This is a genomic window from Paenibacillus ehimensis NBRC 15659 (genome assembly GCF_004000785.1).
GTDB classification, from domain to species: Bacteria; Bacillota; Bacilli; order Paenibacillales; family NBRC-103111; genus Paenibacillus_G; species Paenibacillus_G ehimensis.
The window spans coordinates 240,593-260,719 of the sequence record NZ_BILX01000001.1; the positions used below are offsets into that span (position 1 = coordinate 240,593).

Genomic DNA, 20,127 nt, shown 5'->3' on the forward strand with positions numbered 1-20,127 from the left:
AAGAAATGTCCTTCTTTCTCATACACATCCTTAATAGAAAAAGATTTGTGCATGATGGAGGGATTTGCGTGTCATTTTTACATACAACCCGCATGGATTTACTGGAACGTTTGACGCTTCATTTGAAGCGGGATATCGCTCTGCAGGCCGAAGGCTTCGAGAGCGGAGCGGGCGTGCTGCATCAGGTCGACAAACGGTTTATCCGGATGGGCGAGCGCTACTTCGTGCCCTCCTCCATGCAGGAAATCGTTCTCTTCGATATCCGGAAGAAGGGGGCAGGTCCCCGAGTAAATGTCCGGACAGCCTATGCCGGCCCATTCGAGGCGGTTCTGCTCCGCACCGGAACCGATTTTGTCGAGCTGCGCGTAAACCGGGCCGAAGAAGAGGAGGAGCTGGTCATTCTTATCCCCCTGAGCCGGATCGTTGGGATCGAGCGGGTAAAGTCATGACGTCCGCGCCGAATTGGGCGCGCTCCTCGCTGCGAGGTCCTTGGCTTTCCGCATCTCCATGTGCGTGACGAACAGCAGCAGCGCCAGGACGAGCGCATAGCCGAAGCCCGCCAGCGTGCCGATGACCGCATAGTTCCTGCTGAAGAGAAGGCCCGCGCCGACGAAAACAAATCCGAGGGCAAGCAGCACATTGCCAGTCCGCAGCCAAGTGCGGCTTGATACCGCCCCCAGACGCGTGCCGAGCCGTTTCCCGGGATGGCGATTTCCCCCTTTGGACATTCCGGTCCGGTCATGTCCCTGCTTTTTCTCTGAAGAGCCTTCCTCATGGTGCTCGGGATTTCGCTTCGGGAATCTTCGCATGAGCAGCAGCATAGCCGCCAGCAGCACCGGCTGGTAGCTGAGCACAATCACGGGCGAGCTGTAGTTGCCGAAGCTGAATACCTCCGGCGTGCTCTTGAAAGCGAGAATCGTGGTCAGCAGCAAAAACAAGCCGGCCGGGGAACTGATAAGCGTGTAATCCCTTTGTCGGATCAGGCTGGCGATCCCGATCAGGAAGGCCAGATAGATGAAGATCATTTTGCCCACGATAATCGGAAACCAGATGCTCAGAATAAGCAAATCCATCCGGTCCAGAAAGTCCGTAATCTGAATGTGCTGTACCAAGCTGTAATTCGGGTAAAGCAGGTTGGCGGGAATGTTCGGTCCGAGGACGGCCACCTCCAAAAAGAGGAAAAGCGACAGCAGCGCCGTAGCCATCAGCGAACCGTGCCGAAGGGCGGAGTGAATTTGTCTGGAATTCCAGATCATATGCAAAAACGCCCCTGCAATGATGATATCCCCATACCAGCCCACACTGAGAAGGCCTCCATATCCAAGCCGCAAAGGCGATGTCGTCAGTATCGGCTGCAGCAAACGGAAGCTTATTTCGTTGGACAACAGGAAAGGCAGCAATAACGTGAGCGCGAAAAAAACAGGAAAAAACAAGTCGTTGACCCGGGAAATCACTTCCGCACTGGCCCGGCCGTAAAACATAAGCATCACGACGAGGAGCAGAACGAGCATTTCCTCGGGGGTATTCGGGAGGAGAATCGTGCCGATGAATTTGCCGAACATCCGCAGATCGCGCAGCAGAATAAACCATAGGTGGATCAACAGCAGCGCGTTCGCGAGCATCCCGAACCAGCGGCCAAATAAAATAAAATTGATCTCGAAAAGATGCATTCCGGGAAACCGCATACTGAGCTGCGCAAAAACGTATGCGATGAAAAGGATATAAACGGTGGGCAGCAAATAGACGAACCAGGTATCCATATGAGCGACCCGGACCAGCTCGTGCTGAATGCTGAGCAACCCGCCGCCGATCAGAAGCGAGCCGACCAGCCAGCAGAGCTGTCTTTGATTAATGACTTGCGTGTTGCCAGGCATGCGTTCACCCGCTTTCCTCCATCGCTTCGTTTACTGAGGATGGATAATTGAGAAAATCCACGGCGATACCCGATCGATAAAAAAACGTGTCGGCATCGGAGGCCGATAGCCGAAGGCCACGCAGAGGAAGAGTCCCAGCGTCAGAATATAGATGAACGTGGACATCCGCGCCGTTGCTTTGGGTTGTCTCGTCCAATGCTTCAAGTTCAAAAATAAATGATACGCCATCAGCACTAAGAACCATACCAGAAACTGGGGGTTCATCGGGTGCGCCCCGCTTTCGTCACGTTTTCGTAGATCAGACCCGTTTCCGTGAGCACGCTTTTGACCTGTATGCGGTAATCGGCGTCCTTCATCCCGGCCGGCCAGCGCGGTGCGTACTTCTTCTCCCACAGCCTCGGATGCGCCCGCCACAAATAGGACCCGAACTGTGCGGAATCGGCGCGGTTGGCGATCATTTTGCGGATCGCTTCCTTAATGGCCCGTTCGATATAGCGGTTCATCGCTGCCTCCACTTTCCGGATCTTGCCGGTCTGGCTGAGGTCGTACATGCCCAGGCTTTCGATGACCTTGGCCTTGGCTTCCACGACGATGTCAAATTGAAGCTTCCCGCGCACCGGACGGGACCGAATCCGGCATTTGGTATCGTGGATGCTCAGCGTGATCATATGCCGGTCCTCGACTTTTACGGTAGCGGTCGAGTGAACCGGCAGGTTTTTCAGCCAGGCGAGCCCGCTGGCCTCCGCATTCTTGAACACGCCGGTCATTTTATCTTCGCGAAATTGCGCGTAGCCGAGCAGCTCAAGCTCCTTCGATTTCTTCGAGTTTTTCTCCGATTCTTTGACGCCCATGTAGACCGTTACGGCATCGCTGCCGGGACTGCTGAGCGCAAGGGCAACCTCTTTCATGTTGATGCTGATGGTAGTCCGGGCCTTTGCGAGCTCCCGAATCGCTTCCGACGGGAAACGTTCGAACTGCGGCGTCGCTTGCAGCAGCTCGTAAGCCTTTCCTTGGGTGACGATCATATAAATCGTCATCCGGCTTTCGGGGGAGCGCGGTGTCGCATCGAAGATGTCTCGAATCCCCCGTTTGGCAAAATCCTCGCTGATCAACACCGTTCTGCGGTGGGCGAGAAACATGCGGCGGGACATCCGCTGCTGCAGCCGGGCCTGCGCCTCCCGGAACGTGGTGCCGGTCTCGGAATCGATGTAGTAGCTTTTGGTTCCGGCCGTTCCACCCCCGCCTCCGGAGGCTCCGCCCATATTGCCGGGAAGCGGCAGCAGCACGCTGTACCGGATCTTCCCGTCTGGTTCCACATCCACCGCGGTCGTCAAAATAAAAGCAAGGTCGTTGATCTCCACCCGGTCCCAGCAGCCGGTTAAGCAGAGCAGGGAAAGCAGAGCGAGGGATAGGCGGGTCCGTCGCAGTCTCATTCCACAGGCTCCTTTCCTTCCTCGACCGTATGGTCGATGGTTTTGCCGCGCTGGCCGGATTGCTCCGCAATTTCCTGGGGCAGCGAATCGTCGAGCCTCCGGCTGTCTTTCAGGGGCATAAAGGAGGGACGCTGCCCCATCGCCCACCAAGGCGCGCGGAAGAGAATATCCTTCAGATCGCCGGAGGATAGCGGTCCGACCGGCGATAAGTAAGGAATGCCGAAGGAGCGGAGGTTGGCCAGATGCCCCATGATAAGCATGATCGTAATCAAGATCCCGTACATCCCGAACAGCGAAGCGGCGATCAGGATCGGAAAACGCAGCATCCGTATCGCGATCGCTCCGTTAAACCGCGGGATCGTAAACGAGGCGATCCCGGTGAGCGATACCACGATCACCATCGGCGCGGATACGATGCCCGCTTGCACCGCGGCTTGTCCGACAACGAGCGCGCCCAGGATACTGACGGCCGAACCGATCGCTTTAGGCAGCCGGACGCCGGCTTCCCTAAGCGCCTCGAAGGTTACTTCCATAATCAGCGCTTCGATGACGGCCGGGAATGGGATCGCTTCCCGGGCGGCCGCGACCGACAGCAGCAGAGACGTAGGGAGCAAGTCCTGATGGTAGGTCGTAATAGCGACGTATAAGGCGGGCGTCAGCAGCGACAGCACCATGAACGTATACCGCAGCCAGCGGATCAGCGTAGCCACCTGGTACCGCTCGTAGTAGTCCTCGCTGGCCTGCATAATTTCGGCGAAAACGAACGGCACGATCAGCGTAAACGGCGTCCCGTCCACCATAATGCCGACGCGCCCCTGCAGCAGGGCGGCCGCGACGACATCCGGCCGTTCGGTATATTGAAGCTGCGGAAAGGGCGAATACGTCGAATCTTGAATGAGCTCTTCGATATAGCCCGATTCCAGAACCGCATCGATCTTTATTTTTTCGAGACGTTCTACCACTTCATGGACGACGCTCGGGTCCGCCAGATCGTCCAGATAGGTGACGACCACATTGGTGTTGCTTTCCCGGCCGAGCGTCATCGGCTTCATTTTTAAGTGCGGCGTTTTCAGCTTGCGGCGGATCATGGACGTGTTCGTCCGGATATTTTCCACGAAGCCTTCGCGGGGGCCGCGTACGACCGATTCGGTATCGGGCTCGTTAATGGATCGTTTTTCCATCCCCCTCATGCCGAGCAGCAGCGCCTTGTTGTTGCGCTCGACGATCAGCCCCGTGTCGCCGCCGAGGACGGAAAGCAGCATATCCGCATAATTGTCCGCCTTCTGAATCTGGGAGACGGGCAGCGTCATATCGGAGATGTTGTCGATCAGTGCCTCTCCGCCTTCCAGAATCATCAGCGATTTCATCGTTTCGTTCACCAGCTCCGTCTTGGCCATGCCGTCGACGAAAAACAAAATCGCGGGCAGGCTTTGCTCGATGCGGAACTCGCGAATGACGAAATCGGAGCAGTCCTTGAACAGCTCCTCCAAATAACTTTTGTTTTCTTCGAGGCTCATAAAGACAGGCACGGAGCGCAGCTCGTCGATAAAACGGTATTCCGCTTTCCGCAGCGGGTTTTCCGTGTCGTCCTGTCCTTTTTTCTTGCGGTTTTTCAGGTGGATCATGACACTCCTTCCTGCTCGCGGCATCTTATCCAAGCATTGCCGGAGCGTGTCTTGTATATTTTCCACCATTTGCGAAATTTTATGACAAATCGTTGGGCTCCTGTGCCATAATGAGGAATATGCGGGCAGATGGAGGTAAAAGCTAGAACAGATAGGAATGCGCCTGTTGTTTCAAAAGGGGGAATTACGACGTGCTGTGGCTCGTCATCGCGCTGACCTTATTCATCATTCAGATTCTCACGATTCTGGTCGGGGAGTTTCGGCGCCCGGCCAAGGCGATGGCGTGGCTTTTCATATTGTTTCTCATTCCGGTCATCGGCTTTGTGATGTATTACTTTTTGGCCAAAGAATATACGCAGCGGAAAAAAGTGAAGCGCAACGGGCTGCGGCTCGTGAACGATATCCGGCATCTCGGCAAAAAGCAGCGTTCGGCGGAGGTTCAGCCCGAGGAGGACCGCTTGCGCGGCTGGCGGTACGAGCCGAGGCTGTTTTCGCTGCTCAACAACATTCCCGGCGCCCTCATTACGATGCATAACGAGGTGCGCGTGCTGACCGATGCCACCGCAGCATATCCGGCGATGCTGGCGGCCATGGAGCAGGCGAAGGGGCATATTCATTTTGAGTTCTACACCATACGTAACGACGGCATCGGCCGGCAGTTTCATGAAGTGCTGATCCGCAAAGCGCGGGAAGGCGTGAAGGTGCGCTGCATCTTCGACGGCATCGGCAGCTACCAGCTTGACACCCGGTTCGTTCAAGAGCTGAAGCAGGCCGGGTGCGAGGTGTACTTCTTTTTGCCGGCGGCGATTGCTTTTTTCGACAAGCGGATGAATTACCGGAATCACCGCAAAATCGTCGTCATTGACGGACTCCGCGGCTTTCTCGGGGGAATGAACATCGGGGACGAATACCTGGGGGCCAATCCCAAGCTGGGGTATTGGCGGGATACGCATTTGGAGCTGGAAGGCGATGCGGTGTATTCGCTGCAACATACGTTTTTGAGCGATTGGCTGTTTGTGAGTAGAAAGCGGCTCGCGGATTCGGAATTTTTTCCCGAGCACGATTGCGGGGGGCGCAAGCCTGTACAGATTATTTCAAGCGGACCGGACGCGCATTGGGATGCCGTTCTGGAGATGTTTTTCGCATCGATCACGGCGGCCAAACGAAGAATTTACATAACTACCCCTTACTTCATCCCCGATCCGAGCATCACCATGGGACTGAAGACGGCGGCGATCAGCGGAGTGGACGTCCGGATCATTTTTCCGCAAAAAGCGGATTCGCGCATCGTGAACTACGCTTCCCTGTCCTATCTGGAGGAGCTGATGCAAGCCGGAGTCCGCTTCTATGCCTATCAGAAAGGCTTTATCCACGCCAAGGTCATTCTGATCGACGATCTGCTCGCTTCGGTCGGTACCGCGAATATGGATCTGCGCAGCTTCTATAACAACTTCGAGCTGAACGCCGTATTGTTCGACAAAGAGACGATTCACCGGCTGGAAACCGATTTTATTCTTGATTTGAAGGAAAGCCGGGAGGTCAAGCTGGAGTCGTTCGAGAAGCGCTCCCGCTGGCAGAAGGGCAAGGAAGTCATGGCGCGGCTCCTTTCGCCGCTCTTCTGAACGATATAGAATTTATAAATTTTCAGCGAAGCTGAACAAATTCTATATCACAAGAAAAACTTCCGCTAAACCGCGGTCGCTCATCCGTGAATAGACTTCGATAGAAGTTTTTCTTACAAGCGGGCGAAGGCCGGTTTCATGGGTTAACGAATAAAGGACAGCACGTGGTCCAGCTGCTGCGGGGGGACTTGAGCGATCAGGTCTCCTTTTTGCTGCAACCGCTGCATGATATTCAGCAGGTGAAAGTCCCGGGGATCGGGGCGGAGCGCCACTTCCTCCCATGTCAGCGGGGTCGACACCGTGGCATCCTTGCGGGCCCGCGGCGTGTAGGGAGCGGACAGCGTTTTGCCGTACCAGTGCTGCAGGTAATCGATGTAAATCAAGGTGCCGCGGTCTTTTTTGAGCCGTTCGACTGTGAACAGCTTCGGATATTTTTGCACCGCGAACGCAGCGACAAACTGTCCGATCCGCCGGAGCTGCTCGAACGTGTAGCCGCGCTCCCGGGCGATCGGGACGTAGATTTGCACGCCCGTGGCGCCTGACGTTTTCGGTACGGACCGGATGTTCATGCTATCCAGAATGCCGCCGATAATATGGGCCGCCTCCATAATGCGCGGCTCGGGATCGACGCTCGGGTCAATATCGATCACCCATTCGACGGGCAGCGTCTCGCCGATCCGGTGAAACGAGGGATGGAATTCCAGACAAGCCAAATTCCCCAGCCACAGCAGTGTCGGCAGGGAATCCAGATGAACGTAGCGGATCGATTCCAGCATCGCCGTCTTGACGAAATCCGGTGTCGGCTCGGGAGCGTTTTTCTGGTAAAACGACTTGTCGTTCCAGCCATGGGGAAACCGGATGGTCGTCAGATAGCGGTCACGGCAATACGTCAGCAGGTAGGGGGACAGCTCGGCGAGCTTTTGCAAATACATCGCTTTCGTGATCTTCTTCTCCGGCCACAGCGGCTTATCCGGATTCGTCACCGTCAGCTCCCGGCCTTCGACGATCAGCGTGCCTTTCGTTTTCGGATAGTTGGCGGGTGCGGGCATCGGCCACCCCTCCTGTTCCTGAAATATATTCCTTAGTATATACTCGCGCGCCCCTTTTCATAAGGGCCGGGCAAAATACGTTGTGGAGACGCGGAGGGCAAGCTGAAAGTTCGCTGAATGCTGCCGGAGCGAACGGTCAAGACGCCGCGATTGGTGTACAATGGAGGGGAGGTGGACACCATGCAGCCAATCAAAGGCGTCAAAATTTTAATCGTCGACGACGAACCGAATATTGCCCAGTTTTTGGAGCTGGGCCTGCAAAACGAAGGCTTCGAGGTTTATACCGCGCCGGACGGGTTTACGGCCGTTACGTTAGCCAAGCAGGTGCGGCCGCATATCGTCATTCTGGACGTCATGATGCCCGGCATGGACGGGTTCGAGGTATGCCGGATGCTGAAGAAAACCGAGCACGTCGCCATCATCATGCTGACGGCCAAGGAAGAAGTCGAAGACCGGGTCAAGGGACTGACGCTCGGGGCCGACGACTATATGGTCAAGCCGTTCAGCTTCGAGGAGCTGTTGGCCCGGATTTATGCGCGGCTGCGCAACCAGTTTCCCCATTTGTTCGCGGAGGTGGCGTACGGGCCGTTTCGCATCGACGACCGGCGCAAAGAAATCCGCTACGACGAGCGGGTGCTGGAGCTTTCGCCGACGGAATACGAGCTGTTGTCTTTTATGGTCGTCAATCACGGACTGGTCCTGAGCAAAACGGTCATTTTGGACAAGGTGTGGGGGTACGATTTCGGCGGGGAGGACAATATCGTCGAAGTGTACATCCGCTCGCTCCGCGATAAATTGAACGACAAGGAGCATCGGATCATTCGGACCCTGCGGGGGTCGGGCTACCGGGTGGATCTCGGATGATGCGGGGGTGGCGCCGGCTCCGCCGTGTTTTCGCCCCTCGCTCGCTTCGTCTTCAGCTCCTGTCCCGTTCCTTGTTTATTTTGGCGGGTCTGCTGCTGTTGATCGGCATTCTGCAATATGTGTTCATGGAGCAGTTTTTAATTAAAAATAAGGTCGCCAGCGTGCAAAGCCAATTTTTTTCCATTCCGCTGGATGTGTGGGCGAATCCGAACTTCGACAACGGCCGGGCAAGAGGCCCCTTTCTGCCCGAAGCTTCGCTGGCGTTCGTCGGTCCGGGCGACAGCTTCCGGGTCATAACGAGCAATCCCCGGGCCGGATCGGTGCCGCGGCTTTCCGCCGAAGAGTATCGGCAGGTCCTTGCCCGGGAACAGAGGCCGCCGCACTATCGGATCGTCAAGGACGACAAGGGGATGGACCAGCTGGTCGTTCTGCAGCGGATCGCTCCGCGCGGGCGTCTTGCGCAGATCAGCACGAGCATGGAGCCGATTCGGGATGTGCTGCTTAGTCAGCTGTGGACGTTTCTGGCTTTGGCCGCAGCGGCTTTAGGAATGGGGATTGCCGCATTTCTTCCCGTTCTGCGCAGAACCCTCGTCCCGCTATCGAACATGATCGAAACCGTCGAGCAGATCGATGCGGGAAAGCTGGATGAGCGGCTGCCGGCGCATCAAGGCCAGCTGGAGATCGACCGGCTCTCCCGGTCGTTCAACCGGATGCTGGAGCGGCTGGAAGCCTCGTTCGAAGCGGAGAAGGAAGCGAAGGAGCAGATGCGGCGTTTCATCGCGGACGCCTCGCACGAGCTGCGGACGCCGCTTACGTCGATTCACGGCTTTCTGGAGGTGCTGCTTCGCGGAGCCGCCCAGAAGCCGGATCAGCTGGATAAAGCGCTTAGAAGCATGTACGGCGAGTCGGAACGGTTGAACAAGCTGGTTCGGGACCTGCTGCTCCTGGCCCGCTTGGACCGTCACCCGACCGTCGACTTGAAGGAGGAATCGCTGAGCGGTATCGTCCATGAAATGGAGCCGCAGCTGCGGCTGCTTGCCGGTGCCAGGAACGTGCTGTTTTCCGTTCAGCCTGACGTGTTGGCCCGCATCGACAAAGACAAAATCAAACAGGTGCTGCTCAATTTGTTCCACAACGCCGTGCAGCATACCGATCCCGCCGGCGGCACCATCCGCATTGCGCTGGAGCCACTGCAGGAGGAGGTCCTGCTGACGGTCCGCGACAACGGAAGCGGCATCCCGGAGGAGCATGTGCCGCGCTTGTTTGAGCGGTTTTACCGGATCGACTCGTCGCGCGCCCGCATTCACGGAGGGGCCGGGCTGGGACTGTCGATTACGAAATCCATCGTCGAGCTTCACGGCGGAACGATTGAGGTGGATAGCCGGGTCGGCGAAGGCTCCAGCTTTACCATTCGCCTTCCGAGGAATGGAGGCCCGCAAGCGGACGATTAAATCGTTCGCTTGCTGAGCTTGTTTCGTGGTCACTTAGGTAATGAAGGTATGCGAGGACACTACAGGCACTTAATCTGATCAACCGTACATTCGTTTTTATCCGCATAAACAACGGCTTGAATACTTGGGTGTCGCATGGTTCCGCCAGGGGTAAACTCCAGGTATTCCACTTTTACAGTAAGTTCAGGCTTCACCCAAAAAGCATCTTTTGATCTTTCGGGTTCATTTATGAAGGGTCTTTGAGCGATTTGCATTTTCGTTACCTCTTCCGTTATGAATCCCCAATCTTTTTGGGTTAGTTTCCCGGTACCTGCATGGCCGATGTAAACCAGGTCCTGTTCCTTTGTATAAACTCCAAGCAGCAAGGAGTTCACAATCTTTCCTCTGTATGTAACCCCGCCAACAACTGCGAATAAATCGTTCATCACCTTATGTTTTTTCCAACGGCCGTCTTTTCCATTGACGCTATAGGTACTACTCAGGTCCTTATAAATAACTCCTTCCATTTGGTGTTGTTTCATCAAATTGAACAGAGTTGCCCCATCGTCAAAGTTTTGTACGATCTGAACGTTCGGCCGAGGGGTGATTATCGATTCAAGAAGCTTTTGCCTATTATTTAAAGGTTCATCGGTAACCCATTCACCGTTATAAAACAATATGTCAAAAATCATATAAGTTACGGGAACCTGGTTTATAGCTTGTTTAATCCTCAAAGGTTGCTTCAAACTATCTCTTCTCATCACTTCATGAAACGAAGGTTTACTTTGATCAAAAGCGATGATCTCTCCGTCCAGTATAACGGAATTAGCATGGCAGAAGGACTTGCTATCATGAAATTCGGGATATTGGTTCGTGCGTTCGTTCTTTTTACGATTGAACAATCGTATTTGCGATCCATCATTGTAGAGCAACACCCTAACTCCGTCCCACTTTATTTGCACGACCCAATTGCCGCCTGCAGGCTGTGAAGATGTGCTTATTGGCTCAAAGGGGGATATTGGTTTTAATTGCATCTATTAAGCAACCCCTAAATATTGTTTTGTTCTCAGAATCATATTCCAACAACCTTGAGGAATTCGCATCGTTTACTCCAACCCCTAATACACAAAGGGCAGTGATCTCATTTGCTTTATATATAATGATTTCCCTAAATCTATAAATAAATAAGTGTAGTATACTAACTATTACCGATCTTCATGAAATAATGATTCTGAAAGTTCTTAGGCGCGGGATTGTTCGATTTGCATAAAGGCAATAAAAATTTGGAGGGCATGATTCGTTGAAGGATGTCCATCGGCGAAAATAATAGGTATACTTATTGCCGGACAAGCAAACATTATCTACAAAACGATACTTTTATTGGCTATATTCAGCATGGTAAGGGGGGGTATTCAGGTGGAATCGCTTTGGCTGGAATATGCGTGGACATTGCTAATCCTTATTGGGTTGGAAGGGTTGTTGTCGGCTGACAATGCGCTAGTGCTGGCGGTGATCGCGAAGCATTTGCCGGATGAGCAGAAAAAAAAGGCAATCAACTACGGTATCATTATGGCGTTTGCTTTCCGGTTTGCAGCTCTTTTTGCGATTTCTTTCATTGCGAATGTTTGGCAGGTGCAGGCCATCGGCGCAGCCTATCTTTTATACCTGGGTTTAAAGCACATCATTCAAGCGCGTTTCGGTAAGAAGAATGAGAATATTCGCAAGGACCTCAAGCAAGAATCGGCAGGAAAAGGTTTTTGGCCTACAGTAGGAAAAATTGCGCTGGCAGATCTCGCCTTTGCAATTGATTCCATTCTCGCTGCGGTAGCGCTTGCGCTTGGACTGCCAGACTCGCCGCTTGGCGATTTCGGCGGTATGGACGGCGGACAATTTATTATAGTAGTGCTTGGCGGAATTGCTGGCTTAATTTTAATCAAATATGCGGCTACTTGGTTTGTAAAGCTGCTTGGCCAACGCCCGGCGCTTGAGACAACGGCTTATGCAATCGTTGCCTGGGTTGGGGTAAAGCTTGCTGTCATTACGCTTGCCCATGAGGATATCGGGGTTCTGGATCCTCATTTTCCTCATAGCACGGGCTGGACTTTCGTCTTCTATGGTGTCTTGGTGGCGATAGCGCTGCTAGGGTGGTTTGCACCCCGCAACAAACCTTCTAAAGCAGGCAATGCCTAATAAATAATCGTGCTGAATAGTTAACATCCTGATGAGCTGCCGCAGGTGATGATCATCGGAGAATGGCGCTTGACATCACAGGCAGCGGCTCGGTATAGTTGAAGATGAAATACGATTAACTTTGGTAAACGAGGTGGAAAGGAAATGTTTTTCTTATCGACTGTTCTGATTCGGAATTTGGCTTAAACGGGAGAAGTCTGCCCATTTTTCACCCTAAGCCAACCGAAGAACAGTAGATAAAGAACTCGATTCCTTTCGTTCAAATGATAAAATTTGCAACGGGTCAGGGCGTGTTCGCCTTGCCCGTTTTTTGTTTTCCATACAACCTAAGCTAATTGAATAGAGCTTTGTCCGGCTGTTTCTCCGGTTGGCTTCGAACCCGAAGCGAAAAGGAGAGAGCTTTCATGAGTATGTTGAACGTCGAACAGCTTACCCATACGTATGGGGATAAAAAAATATTCCAAAATATCCAATTCCGGTTGCTCCGGGGAGAGCATGCGGGACTCGTCGGAAGCAACGGGGCCGGGAAATCGACCTTGCTGCGCGTTTTGGCGGGGCAACTGCTTCCCGATGCGGGCAGGATCGAATGGCTTCCGCAAGCGCGGCTCGGTTATTTGGAGCAGCATGCCGATCTGCAGGCGGGAATGACGATTATGGACTACTTGCGGGGCGCTTTCGCACATCTTTATGAGCTGGAACGGACCTTGCATCTGGTCGCAGAGCAGATGGCCGCGGCGGACGCCGACCTCGAAGCGCTGTTAATCCGGTACGGCGAGCTGCAGAGCCGGCTCGAGCATGCCGATTTTTATGGCATCGATGCCAAGATCGAAGAGGTCGCTGCCGGATTAGGCATTCTTGAGCTGGGCAAAGACCGGGAGGTCGACAAGCTGAGCGGGGGGCAGCGGACGAAGCTGCTGCTTGGGAAGCTGCTGCTGGAGGAGCCGCACGTGTTATTGCTCGACGAGCCGACCAACTATTTGGACGACGTGCATATCGAATGGCTGACCGGCTATTTGAAGCGTTACGAGCAGGCCTATCTCGTCGTCTCGCATGACGAAGCCTTCCTGAATGAAATTACAACGACGATCTTTCATTTGGAGCATCAGACCATCAAGCGCTATGCCGGAAACTATGCCGCATTCGTCAAAAATTACGAACTAAGCCGACTGCAGTGGCAGGACGCGTATGAACGCCAGCAGAAGGAAATCGACCGGCTGGAGAGCTTCATCCAAAAGAACCGGAACCGGAAAGCCAAGCAAGCGAAAAGCCGGGAAAAAGCGCTGGAAAGATTGGAGCGGATCGAGAAACCGACGTCCGGACCGCGGCCGCGCTACCGGTTTCATGTTCACGTGGAGCCCGAGAGCCGGATGATGGCGGCGATAGAGCTGCAATTCGGCTATACGGAGCCGTTGTCCGTCCCCGTAAACCTGCAATTGAAGCGCGGGGAAAAAGTGGCGGTCGTCGGGTACAACGGCATCGGGAAATCGACCATGCTCAAAACGATGCTGGGCCTCCTCCCGCCGTTAAGCGGGACGGTACAGCTCGGCGAACGGGTCAAACCGGCTTATTTCGCCCAGGAGCAATGGCTTTCGGACGAAACGGCGCTGGAGCGGCTGTGGTCGCTGCGGCCGGAAAAGACGCAGAAGGAAATCCGGCAGACGCTCGGCATGGCCGGCCTGACCGAAAAGCATATCCGTCAGCCCCTTAGCTCGCTTAGCGGCGGGGAGCAGGCGAAGGTTCGCCTATGCGAACTCATGCTGACGGACAGCAATCTTCTCGTGCTGGACGAACCGACGAACCATTTGGACGTCCGGGCGAAGGAAGCGTTCAAGGAAGCGCTGAAGGAATACAAAGGGACCATTCTGCTTGTTTCCCATGAGCCGGAGTTTTACGGAGATTGGATTACTCAGGTTTGGCGCATGCAGGACTGGAGGAAGTAAGGCCGGGGCGAGAAAGATCCCTGTCCGGCACAAAGAAACGATCGGCGCTTAGCCGATCGTTTCTTTCGTTTTCGCTTTGCCTTTTCTTGTTTTCGCGGCTTTGGCTTTCTCGGTCTTTCCCGGCGTCGGCTCGGTCACGACCGGTTTGACCGCCTCGAGGCTTGCCTGCAGCGCGGCCATCAGATCGATGACGTTCGCTTTATGCGGCTCCGGCGCGACGCGGACCTGCCGGCCGGAAACCTTCGACTCGATCGCTTGCAGTACGGCCGATCGGTAATCGTCCTTGTATTTCTCCGGCTCGAACTTCGTCGCCAGCTGGCCGATCAGCAGCTTCGCCATCTCGAGCTCCTTCTCGTTGACGTTGCTCTGCTCCGGGAGGTTCGGCACATGCTCCACCGAACGGATTTCGTCCGGATAAAAAATCGTCTCCATCGCAATGCACCGGTCGATGATGCGAATGGCGGCCAAGCTGCTTTTGGACCGGATGGACACCTTGGCGATCCCGATTTTGCCCGTTTGCCGCATCGCTTCGAGAAGGAGACTGTACGCGCCGGCGCCGGTTTCGTTCGGAGCGAGGTAGTACGTTTTCTGAAAATAAACCGGATCGATGTCCGACAGGTCGACGAAATCAAGAATCTTGATTTCTTTGGTGATCTCGCCGGTCAGCTTCTCCAGCTCGTCCTTCTCGAACAGCACGAACGAGCCCGGCTCGTATTCATAGCCTCGGACGATTTCCCCCCATTCCACTTCGCGATCGCAGTGCTGGCATTTGCGGACGAAATTCAGCGGCGTGTTGCAGTCCTTGTGAATCATGCGCATCGAAATGTCCTTGTCTTCCGTCGCCGAGAACATCTTGACGGGCACGTGCACCAAGCCGAAGCTGATGGCGCCTTTCCAAACCGTATGCATGGCTGTACCTCCCGGGGCCTGAGCTGGCCGTCTACTTTCTATACAGTATACGCAAAATGGAAGCGTCCCATTACACCGCGCACGAATGTTGGCGTAAGAAATTGGGACATGCTACAGAAGAAGGCTGCATGGATCGCCCAAAAGCATCGTCATGCCGGCCCGAACATTTCGATCAGAGGAGGAAAGGAATCATGAGCGAAGCAAACACGTCCGGCGGCAAGTTCACGGATGATGCGGCCCATGAAGGGCGAGACTCCAATTTTATGGATATCGACCGGATGATCAACGAAGGTCTTGGCGGCGGCAACGTGACGATCCATAACGGACTGATCGAGGAATCGACGACCGATACGATGGATCATCCGGAATCGGTCATCAGCAGGGGGGAAGACGGGCAATGAAAGTGTACCGTGCTCAAGAAATTATACAAGCCGAAGAAAAGATCAACGTGGAGTTGAACGGCGTATCCGTATGGATCGACAGCGTAGACCCCGAGCAGGAACTGGCCAAGGTGCATGTGGAAGACCGTCCTGCCGATACCCGCGTCGTTCCGGTCGGCGAGCTTCAGGAAGTCCAATAGCTCCCGAAATGGAACGTGTTTTTAGCAAAAGCTTTCCGAAAGCGTACAGGCCGAGACGGCCCATGGCTTGGGGAAGCTTTTTTTGCTGCGGAAAAGCGGCTTCGGGGCTCAAGCAACCGGCAGAGCGGATAGTCAGTCATAGAGGATCGGTGGTATGATATAACCAAGAGATCGGGGAGCAATGGAGCGTTTCGAACGATACCCCGCACTTCGAATAATAGCAAAACGGCATGTTTGTCTAGATACAAAGGAACGGCTATAATAGTTGTCAATACGAAAGCGGAGGCGGGTAGATGTGAGCTCGGTCGACGAATTTACGCTGATCGACCTGCTGAACGGCGGGAAGCAAACGATCGCTTTTCAACGGGCCGGCGGTGTAGAGACAGGGATCGGGGACGACGCGGCCGTCGTTCGCGCCTCTTCGGATAGCCGGTGGATCCTCACTTGCGATACGATGACGGAAGACATTCATTTCAAGCGAGTGACGATGCGCGATGCGGATATCGGGTACAAAGCGATGGCTTCCGCCGTCAGCGATATCGCTGCGATGGGAGGGACCCCGCGGTATGCCCTCGTGGCGCTGAGCATGCCGAAGTCGACGCCGGTGGAGCGTGTGCGCGCGATGTACGACGGGTTGTACGAATGCGCGAATCGCTACCGCGTCGTTGTTGCGGGCGGAGATACGACCTCGTGTATCGGGGGCGTGACGCTGACCGTAACGGTCATCGGAGAGACGGAACCGGACAAGGCGCTGCTCCGCTCGGCAGCCAGACTGGGAGATGTCGTATTTCTTACCGGGTTTACCGGAGAGTCCGCGGCCGGACTGGAATGGCTTCTATCGAAAAGCAGGCCGTCGGAGGAATGGGACGCCGATCCGGAGCTGAAGCGGTATCCCGGACTGATCCGGGCGCACTGCCGTCCCGAGCCGCAGATTGAGGCGGGCGAGCTGCTGCGGCGGTCCGGCTTCTGCCATGCGCTTAACGATGTCAGCGACGGGATCGCCAGCGAAGCGTGGGAAATTGCCGCTGCGTCGAATATCGGAATCGATCTGATCGAAGACCGGATTCCCGTGTCGAACGAATTGCTGGAGTTTGCTTCAGGGCAAGGGAAGGACCCGCTGGATTATATTCTCTACGGCGGCGAAGATTATCAATTAATCGGAACGGCGCCCGCCGAGCATGCCGTCGAGCTGCAGATGCAGTTTAAGGAAGCGGGGCTGCCGCTTTATCTGATCGGATATGTCCACGGGGCGCATTCCGGCGTGCGGCTTGTGCGAAGCGACGGCGGTGCGGTGCCGCTCGCCAAGCGCGGCTACAATCATTTTACCGGATGAAGGGACGATCCTGACATGGCCACTTATGCATTTCAAGCCCGTCATGTCGCCGATACTTCCGTATTGGCGGAACGCTTGGCCTCGTTGTTTATCCCGGGAACCGTCATTACGCTTGACGGCGACCTTGGGGCGGGCAAGACAACATTCTCGCAGGCGGTAGCCAAGGCGATAGGCGTCAAGGACATTGTGAACAGTCCTACGTTTACGATCATCAAAGAATACGAGGGATCGGAATTCCCTTTCTACCATATGGACGTGTACCGGCTGTCTTTGGAGGAAGCGGATGACTTGGGGCTGGACGAATACTTTTACGGAAACGGCATTACGCTTATCGAATGGGGTTCGCTGATCGAAGAGATTTTGCCTCCGCAGCGGCTGGAGATCCGGATTGAGTCCGACGGAGAAAACGGGCGAAGCTTTACGCTCCAACCGTCAGGTGAACCTTATGAAGCATGGTGCGTGAAGCTACAACAGAACGGATGGTTAAAATGATTCAGAATACGGCATCAGATTCGACTTTATATGGCGACGGCAAGCTTATGCTGTCGGTCGATACGTCAACCGTGTCAATGACGACCGCGTTGACCCGGGGGCGGGAAATCCTCGGGGAAATTACTTCGAAAGCGGAGCGGAACCATTCGCTTTACCTCGTACCGACCTTGCAGCGGCTCATGGCGGAGTGCGGCGTCCGGCCGGACGAGCTGTCGGCGTTCGCCGTCGGCGTCGGGCCCGGTTCCTATACCGGCGTGCGCATCGGCGTGACGGTGGCCAAAACCTTTGCCTGGACGCGGAAACTGGCTTTGCTCGGCGTCTCTACGCTCGAAGCGTTGGCACTCGGCGGAGCCGGCTCCGCCTCAGAATACACCGCGCTTCAAGACGGGGAAACCGTGCGGGGCGGGGCGCTTCAGGCGATGGATTTCTTGCTTGACGCGGCGCGCGTGACAGGGGAAACGACATGGGTCGTTCCGCTGATCGACGCCCGCAGAGGACAGGCGTTTACGGCACTGTACGCCGTTTCGCCCGAGGGCTGGAAGTGCCGGGTGCCGGACGGGATTCGCCTGACCGCCTCTTGGACGGACGAGCTTCTTCTGTTGGCTGCTTCGGCGGAAGCCGGACCCGGCCGCGTCGTATTTACGGGCGAGCTGGAGCTGCATCAGGAAGCGATTCGTTCGTTCGCCTCCCGGTGGGACGGACCTGTCACGGAAGCTCCACACGAACTGCGTGCCCGCCATGCCGCCGAGCTTGGCCTGATGCGGTGGAAGCGAGGGGAGACGGAGGATGTTCACGGGTTGGTTCCGAACTATACGCAATTGGCGGAAGCGGAAGCCAAACTTCTCGCCAAGAAATCTTAGGGGAGGCCTGTCCGATATGGAACCTAAACGAGAAGCGCAACCTGTCTATGACGGAGCTATGCTTTTTCGCCCTATGCACACGGACGACATCCCCGTGATATGCGAGATCGAGCAGGAATCGTTCGCGACGCCTTGGACGGCCGGGGCGTTTTACAACGAGCTGACCAGCAATAATTTCGCCAAATATCTCGTGTTGGAGTACGAAGGCGAAATTGTGGGCTACGGCGGCATGTGGCTGATTATGGAGGAAGCGCACGTCACCAATATCGCGATTCGCGAGAAATACCGCGGACGCAAGCTCGGGGAGCGGCTGCTTGTGGAAATGCAGCAGACGGCCGTTTTTTATGGGGCGCTGCGCATGACGCTGGAGGTGCGCCCGTCCAATTTGATTGCCCAGCGCTTGTATGAGAAGATGGGATTTCGTTCCGTAGGTATTCGACGGGGCTATTATACCGACAATAAAGAAGATGCGATTATTATGTGGGCGGACCTGCCCAAATCGGAACGGCTCTCCCAATAAAAGAAAACGGCTGCCTGCGAGCGGTTCATAACAAACGAGAGGTTTATTGACGATGAACGAACAATCGAACGAAGCGGTGTCCGTTCGCCCGGATCGGGACGGCGGACCCGTTTATATATTGGCCGTGGAAACAAGCTGCGACGAGACGTCCGTAGCTATTGTCCGCGACGGCAAAGACATTCTGGCGAACGTCGTATCCAGCCAGATTGAGACGCATCAACGATTCGGCGGCGTCGTGCCCGAGGTCGCCTCGCGCAAGCATGTGGAGTCCATCACGTGGATTATCGAAGAGGCTCTGGACAAAGCGAATGTGAAGCCTGCCGAACTGGCTGCCGTCGCCGTGACGCAAGGGCCCGGCCTGGTTGGCTCCTTGCTGGTCGGAATGGTAGCGGCCAAGGCGCTGGCCTGCGCGCTGGAGCTGCCGCTGATCGGCGTGCATCATATCGCCGGACATATTTATGCCAATCAGCTCGTGAACGAGCTGGAATACCCGTTTGTTGCGCTGGTCGTGTCCGGAGGCCACACCGAGCTCGTCTTTGTGGAAGCCGAAGGTCGCTTCCGCATCATCGGGCAGACCCGGGACGACGCGGTGGGCGAAGCTTACGACAAAGTCGCGCGGGCGCTCAAGCTGCCTTATCCCGGCGGCCCGCATATCGACCGGCTTGCGCATGAGGCCCGGGAAGCGGTCACGCTTCCCCGCGCCTGGCTGGAGCCGGATTCGTACGACTTCAGCTTCAGCGGGCTGAAGTCGGCGGTGCTGGCGGCCCTGAATCAGGCCGCCATGAAAGGCCAGCCGCTGGCCCCGGAGGCCGTGGCGAAAGGCTTCCAGGACTCGGTCATCGACGTCCTGGTGGAGAAGGCTCTTCGCGCCGTGCGCGCTTACGGCGCGAAGCAGCTCATCCTTGCCGGCGGGGTCGCCGCCAACAAGGGCTTGCGCGCGGAGCTCGAGGCTCGCTGCGCGGAAGCGGGCGTGCCGCTGCTGGCGCCGCCGCTCAGCCTGTGCACCGACAATGCGGCGATGATCGCCGCCGCCGCTTTTTTGAAATACCGGCGCGGGCAATTCGCCCCGTTCGATATGAAAGCCGAGCCGCTGCTGAAGCTCGAAGCGTGGTCGGTTTAACATGATTTCTTTGCAAAGCGGCTGCCTCCGTCGTTCCGGATGGCCGCCGCTTTTTTATCATTTAGAGTCCTATGTATTCTAGTGGAAAAAAATTCAATGCAAAAAAGGGTTGCTTTCCGTTTGTAGATTTGATATATTACTCCTTGTCGCTTCTGCGGCGGGCTTTTAGAACTAGAGACTTTCGAATCTTGAAAAAAATAAAAGCTTGTATTGATAGAGCAGATGTGATATTATATAAAAGTCGCTTTCGAGAGGTGAAGTTGGCCGATCGGAATGCTGGGAAATG

The 20,127-nt window shown here is 55.4% G+C and carries 20 protein-coding genes; 13 read left to right on the top strand and 7 right to left on the bottom strand.

From position 1 onward, the window contains the following. The first annotated feature begins 68 nt into the window (after positions 1-68). Positions 69-449 carry a hypothetical protein gene (locus tag PEH01S_RS01080; protein WP_174807086.1) on the top strand — a complete coding sequence of 127 codons (381 nt, stop codon included), beginning with the start codon at positions 69-71 and terminating at the stop codon, positions 447-449. Here the strand turns inward: PEH01S_RS01080 and PEH01S_RS01085 are convergent. From PEH01S_RS01085 to PEH01S_RS01100, 4 genes are read right to left on the bottom strand one after another with little or no spacing between them, the layout of a single operon-like run. Then, positions 444-1,874, bottom strand: a complete 1,431-nt coding sequence (locus tag PEH01S_RS01085) for a GerAB/ArcD/ProY family transporter (protein ID WP_127483630.1) — start codon at positions 1,872-1,874, stop codon at positions 444-446. The two genes, PEH01S_RS01080 and PEH01S_RS01085, sit on opposite strands and share 6 nt — an antisense overlap. 30 nt (positions 1,875-1,904) lie before the next feature. Then, positions 1,905-2,138, bottom strand: coding sequence for a hypothetical protein (locus PEH01S_RS01090; protein ID WP_127483631.1), 234 nt, complete (start codon positions 2,136-2,138; stop codon positions 1,905-1,907). Further along, complete coding sequence (locus PEH01S_RS01095) at positions 2,135-3,307, bottom strand: Ger(x)C family spore germination protein (protein WP_025844607.1); 1,173 nt, start codon at positions 3,305-3,307, stop codon at positions 2,135-2,137. The genes PEH01S_RS01090 and PEH01S_RS01095 overlap by 4 nt, the downstream gene beginning before the upstream one ends. Further along, entirely contained in the window at positions 3,304-4,932 is a 1,629-nt protein-coding gene (locus PEH01S_RS01100) for a spore germination protein (RefSeq protein ID WP_025844606.1), read from the bottom strand. Before PEH01S_RS01100 ends, PEH01S_RS01095 begins: the two co-directional genes overlap by 4 nt. Positions 4,933-5,123: 191 nt before the next feature. Between PEH01S_RS01100 and cls the strand changes: the two genes are divergently transcribed. Next, complete coding sequence (cls, locus tag PEH01S_RS01105) at positions 5,124-6,554, top strand: cardiolipin synthase (RefSeq protein ID WP_025844605.1); 1,431 nt, start codon at positions 5,124-5,126, stop codon at positions 6,552-6,554. A gap of 143 nt (positions 6,555-6,697) precedes the next feature. On the opposite strand, the gene ligD is transcribed toward cls, so the two are convergent. Next, positions 6,698-7,603 carry a non-homologous end-joining DNA ligase gene (ligD, locus tag PEH01S_RS01110; protein WP_127483632.1) on the bottom strand — a complete coding sequence of 302 codons (906 nt, stop codon included), beginning with the start codon at positions 7,601-7,603 and terminating at the stop codon, positions 6,698-6,700. Between the two features lie 180 nt (positions 7,604-7,783). Between ligD and PEH01S_RS01115 the strand changes: the two genes are divergently transcribed. Beyond that, positions 7,784-8,467, top strand: coding sequence for a response regulator transcription factor (locus PEH01S_RS01115; protein ID WP_025844603.1), 684 nt, complete (start codon positions 7,784-7,786; stop codon positions 8,465-8,467). Then, the gene (locus tag PEH01S_RS01120; RefSeq protein WP_127483653.1) at positions 8,467-9,918 is read left to right on the top strand and encodes a sensor histidine kinase; all 1,452 of its coding nucleotides are present in this window, start codon (positions 8,467-8,469) and stop codon (positions 9,916-9,918) included. The genes PEH01S_RS01115 and PEH01S_RS01120 overlap by 1 nt, the downstream gene beginning before the upstream one ends. A 59-nt stretch (positions 9,919-9,977) precedes the next feature. Here the strand turns inward: PEH01S_RS01120 and PEH01S_RS01125 are convergent, their stop codons facing one another. After that, complete coding sequence (locus PEH01S_RS01125) at positions 9,978-10,931, bottom strand: ATP-dependent DNA ligase (RefSeq protein ID WP_127483633.1); 954 nt, start codon at positions 10,929-10,931, stop codon at positions 9,978-9,980. 382 nt (positions 10,932-11,313) lie between these two features. On the opposite strand from PEH01S_RS01125, the gene PEH01S_RS01130 reads away from it, so the two are divergent. Together PEH01S_RS01130 and PEH01S_RS01135 are read left to right on the top strand one after the other, a co-directional pair. After that, positions 11,314-12,087 carry a TerC family protein gene (locus PEH01S_RS01130; RefSeq protein WP_127483634.1) on the top strand — a complete coding sequence of 258 codons (774 nt, stop codon included), beginning with the start codon at positions 11,314-11,316 and terminating at the stop codon, positions 12,085-12,087. Positions 12,088-12,491: 404 nt separating this feature from the next. After that, positions 12,492-14,027, top strand: coding sequence for an ABC-F family ATP-binding cassette domain-containing protein (locus PEH01S_RS01135; RefSeq protein WP_127483635.1), 1,536 nt, complete (start codon positions 12,492-12,494; stop codon positions 14,025-14,027). Positions 14,028-14,075: 48 nt separating this feature from the next. Here PEH01S_RS01135 and ku read toward each other — a convergent pair whose 3' ends face one another. Then, positions 14,076-14,936 (bottom strand): non-homologous end joining protein Ku, encoded by an 861-nt coding sequence (ku, locus tag PEH01S_RS01140; RefSeq protein WP_025844596.1) that lies wholly within the window; start codon positions 14,934-14,936, stop codon positions 14,076-14,078. A 191-nt stretch (positions 14,937-15,127) separates the two neighbouring features. Here ku and PEH01S_RS01145 point away from each other — a divergent pair, with 191 nt between their 5' ends. The 7 genes from PEH01S_RS01145 to tsaD all read left to right on the top strand — a co-directional run bounded on the left by PEH01S_RS01145 (position 15,128) and on the right by tsaD (position 19,841). Continuing rightward, positions 15,128-15,337, top strand: coding sequence for a hypothetical protein (locus tag PEH01S_RS01145; protein WP_127483636.1), 210 nt, complete (start codon positions 15,128-15,130; stop codon positions 15,335-15,337). After that, a complete protein-coding gene (locus PEH01S_RS01150; RefSeq protein ID WP_025844592.1) occupies positions 15,334-15,516 on the top strand; it encodes an H-type small acid-soluble spore protein in 183 nt (60 codons plus the stop codon). The genes PEH01S_RS01145 and PEH01S_RS01150 overlap by 4 nt, the downstream gene beginning before the upstream one ends. A gap of 295 nt (positions 15,517-15,811) precedes the next feature. Continuing rightward, entirely contained in the window at positions 15,812-16,849 is a 1,038-nt protein-coding gene (gene thiL / locus PEH01S_RS01155; protein ID WP_127483637.1) for a thiamine-phosphate kinase, read from the top strand. A gap of 15 nt (positions 16,850-16,864) precedes the next feature. Then, on the top strand, positions 16,865-17,341 hold the full coding sequence (tsaE, locus tag PEH01S_RS01160) for a tRNA (adenosine(37)-N6)-threonylcarbamoyltransferase complex ATPase subunit type 1 TsaE (RefSeq protein WP_127483638.1): 477 nt from the start codon (positions 16,865-16,867) through the stop codon (positions 17,339-17,341). Further along, positions 17,338-18,201 (top strand): tRNA (adenosine(37)-N6)-threonylcarbamoyltransferase complex dimerization subunit type 1 TsaB, encoded by an 864-nt coding sequence (tsaB, locus tag PEH01S_RS01165; RefSeq protein ID WP_174807087.1) that lies wholly within the window; start codon positions 17,338-17,340, stop codon positions 18,199-18,201. Before tsaE ends, tsaB begins: the two co-directional genes overlap by 4 nt. A gap of 16 nt (positions 18,202-18,217) precedes the next feature. Continuing rightward, positions 18,218-18,721: a ribosomal protein S18-alanine N-acetyltransferase gene (gene rimI, locus PEH01S_RS01170; protein ID WP_127483639.1), complete on the top strand. Its 504-nt coding sequence runs from the start codon at positions 18,218-18,220 to the stop codon at positions 18,719-18,721. Between the two features lie 52 nt (positions 18,722-18,773). Then, entirely contained in the window at positions 18,774-19,841 is a 1,068-nt protein-coding gene (tsaD, locus tag PEH01S_RS01175; RefSeq protein WP_025844584.1) for a tRNA (adenosine(37)-N6)-threonylcarbamoyltransferase complex transferase subunit TsaD, read from the top strand. The last annotated feature ends 286 nt before the right edge of the window (positions 19,842-20,127 follow it).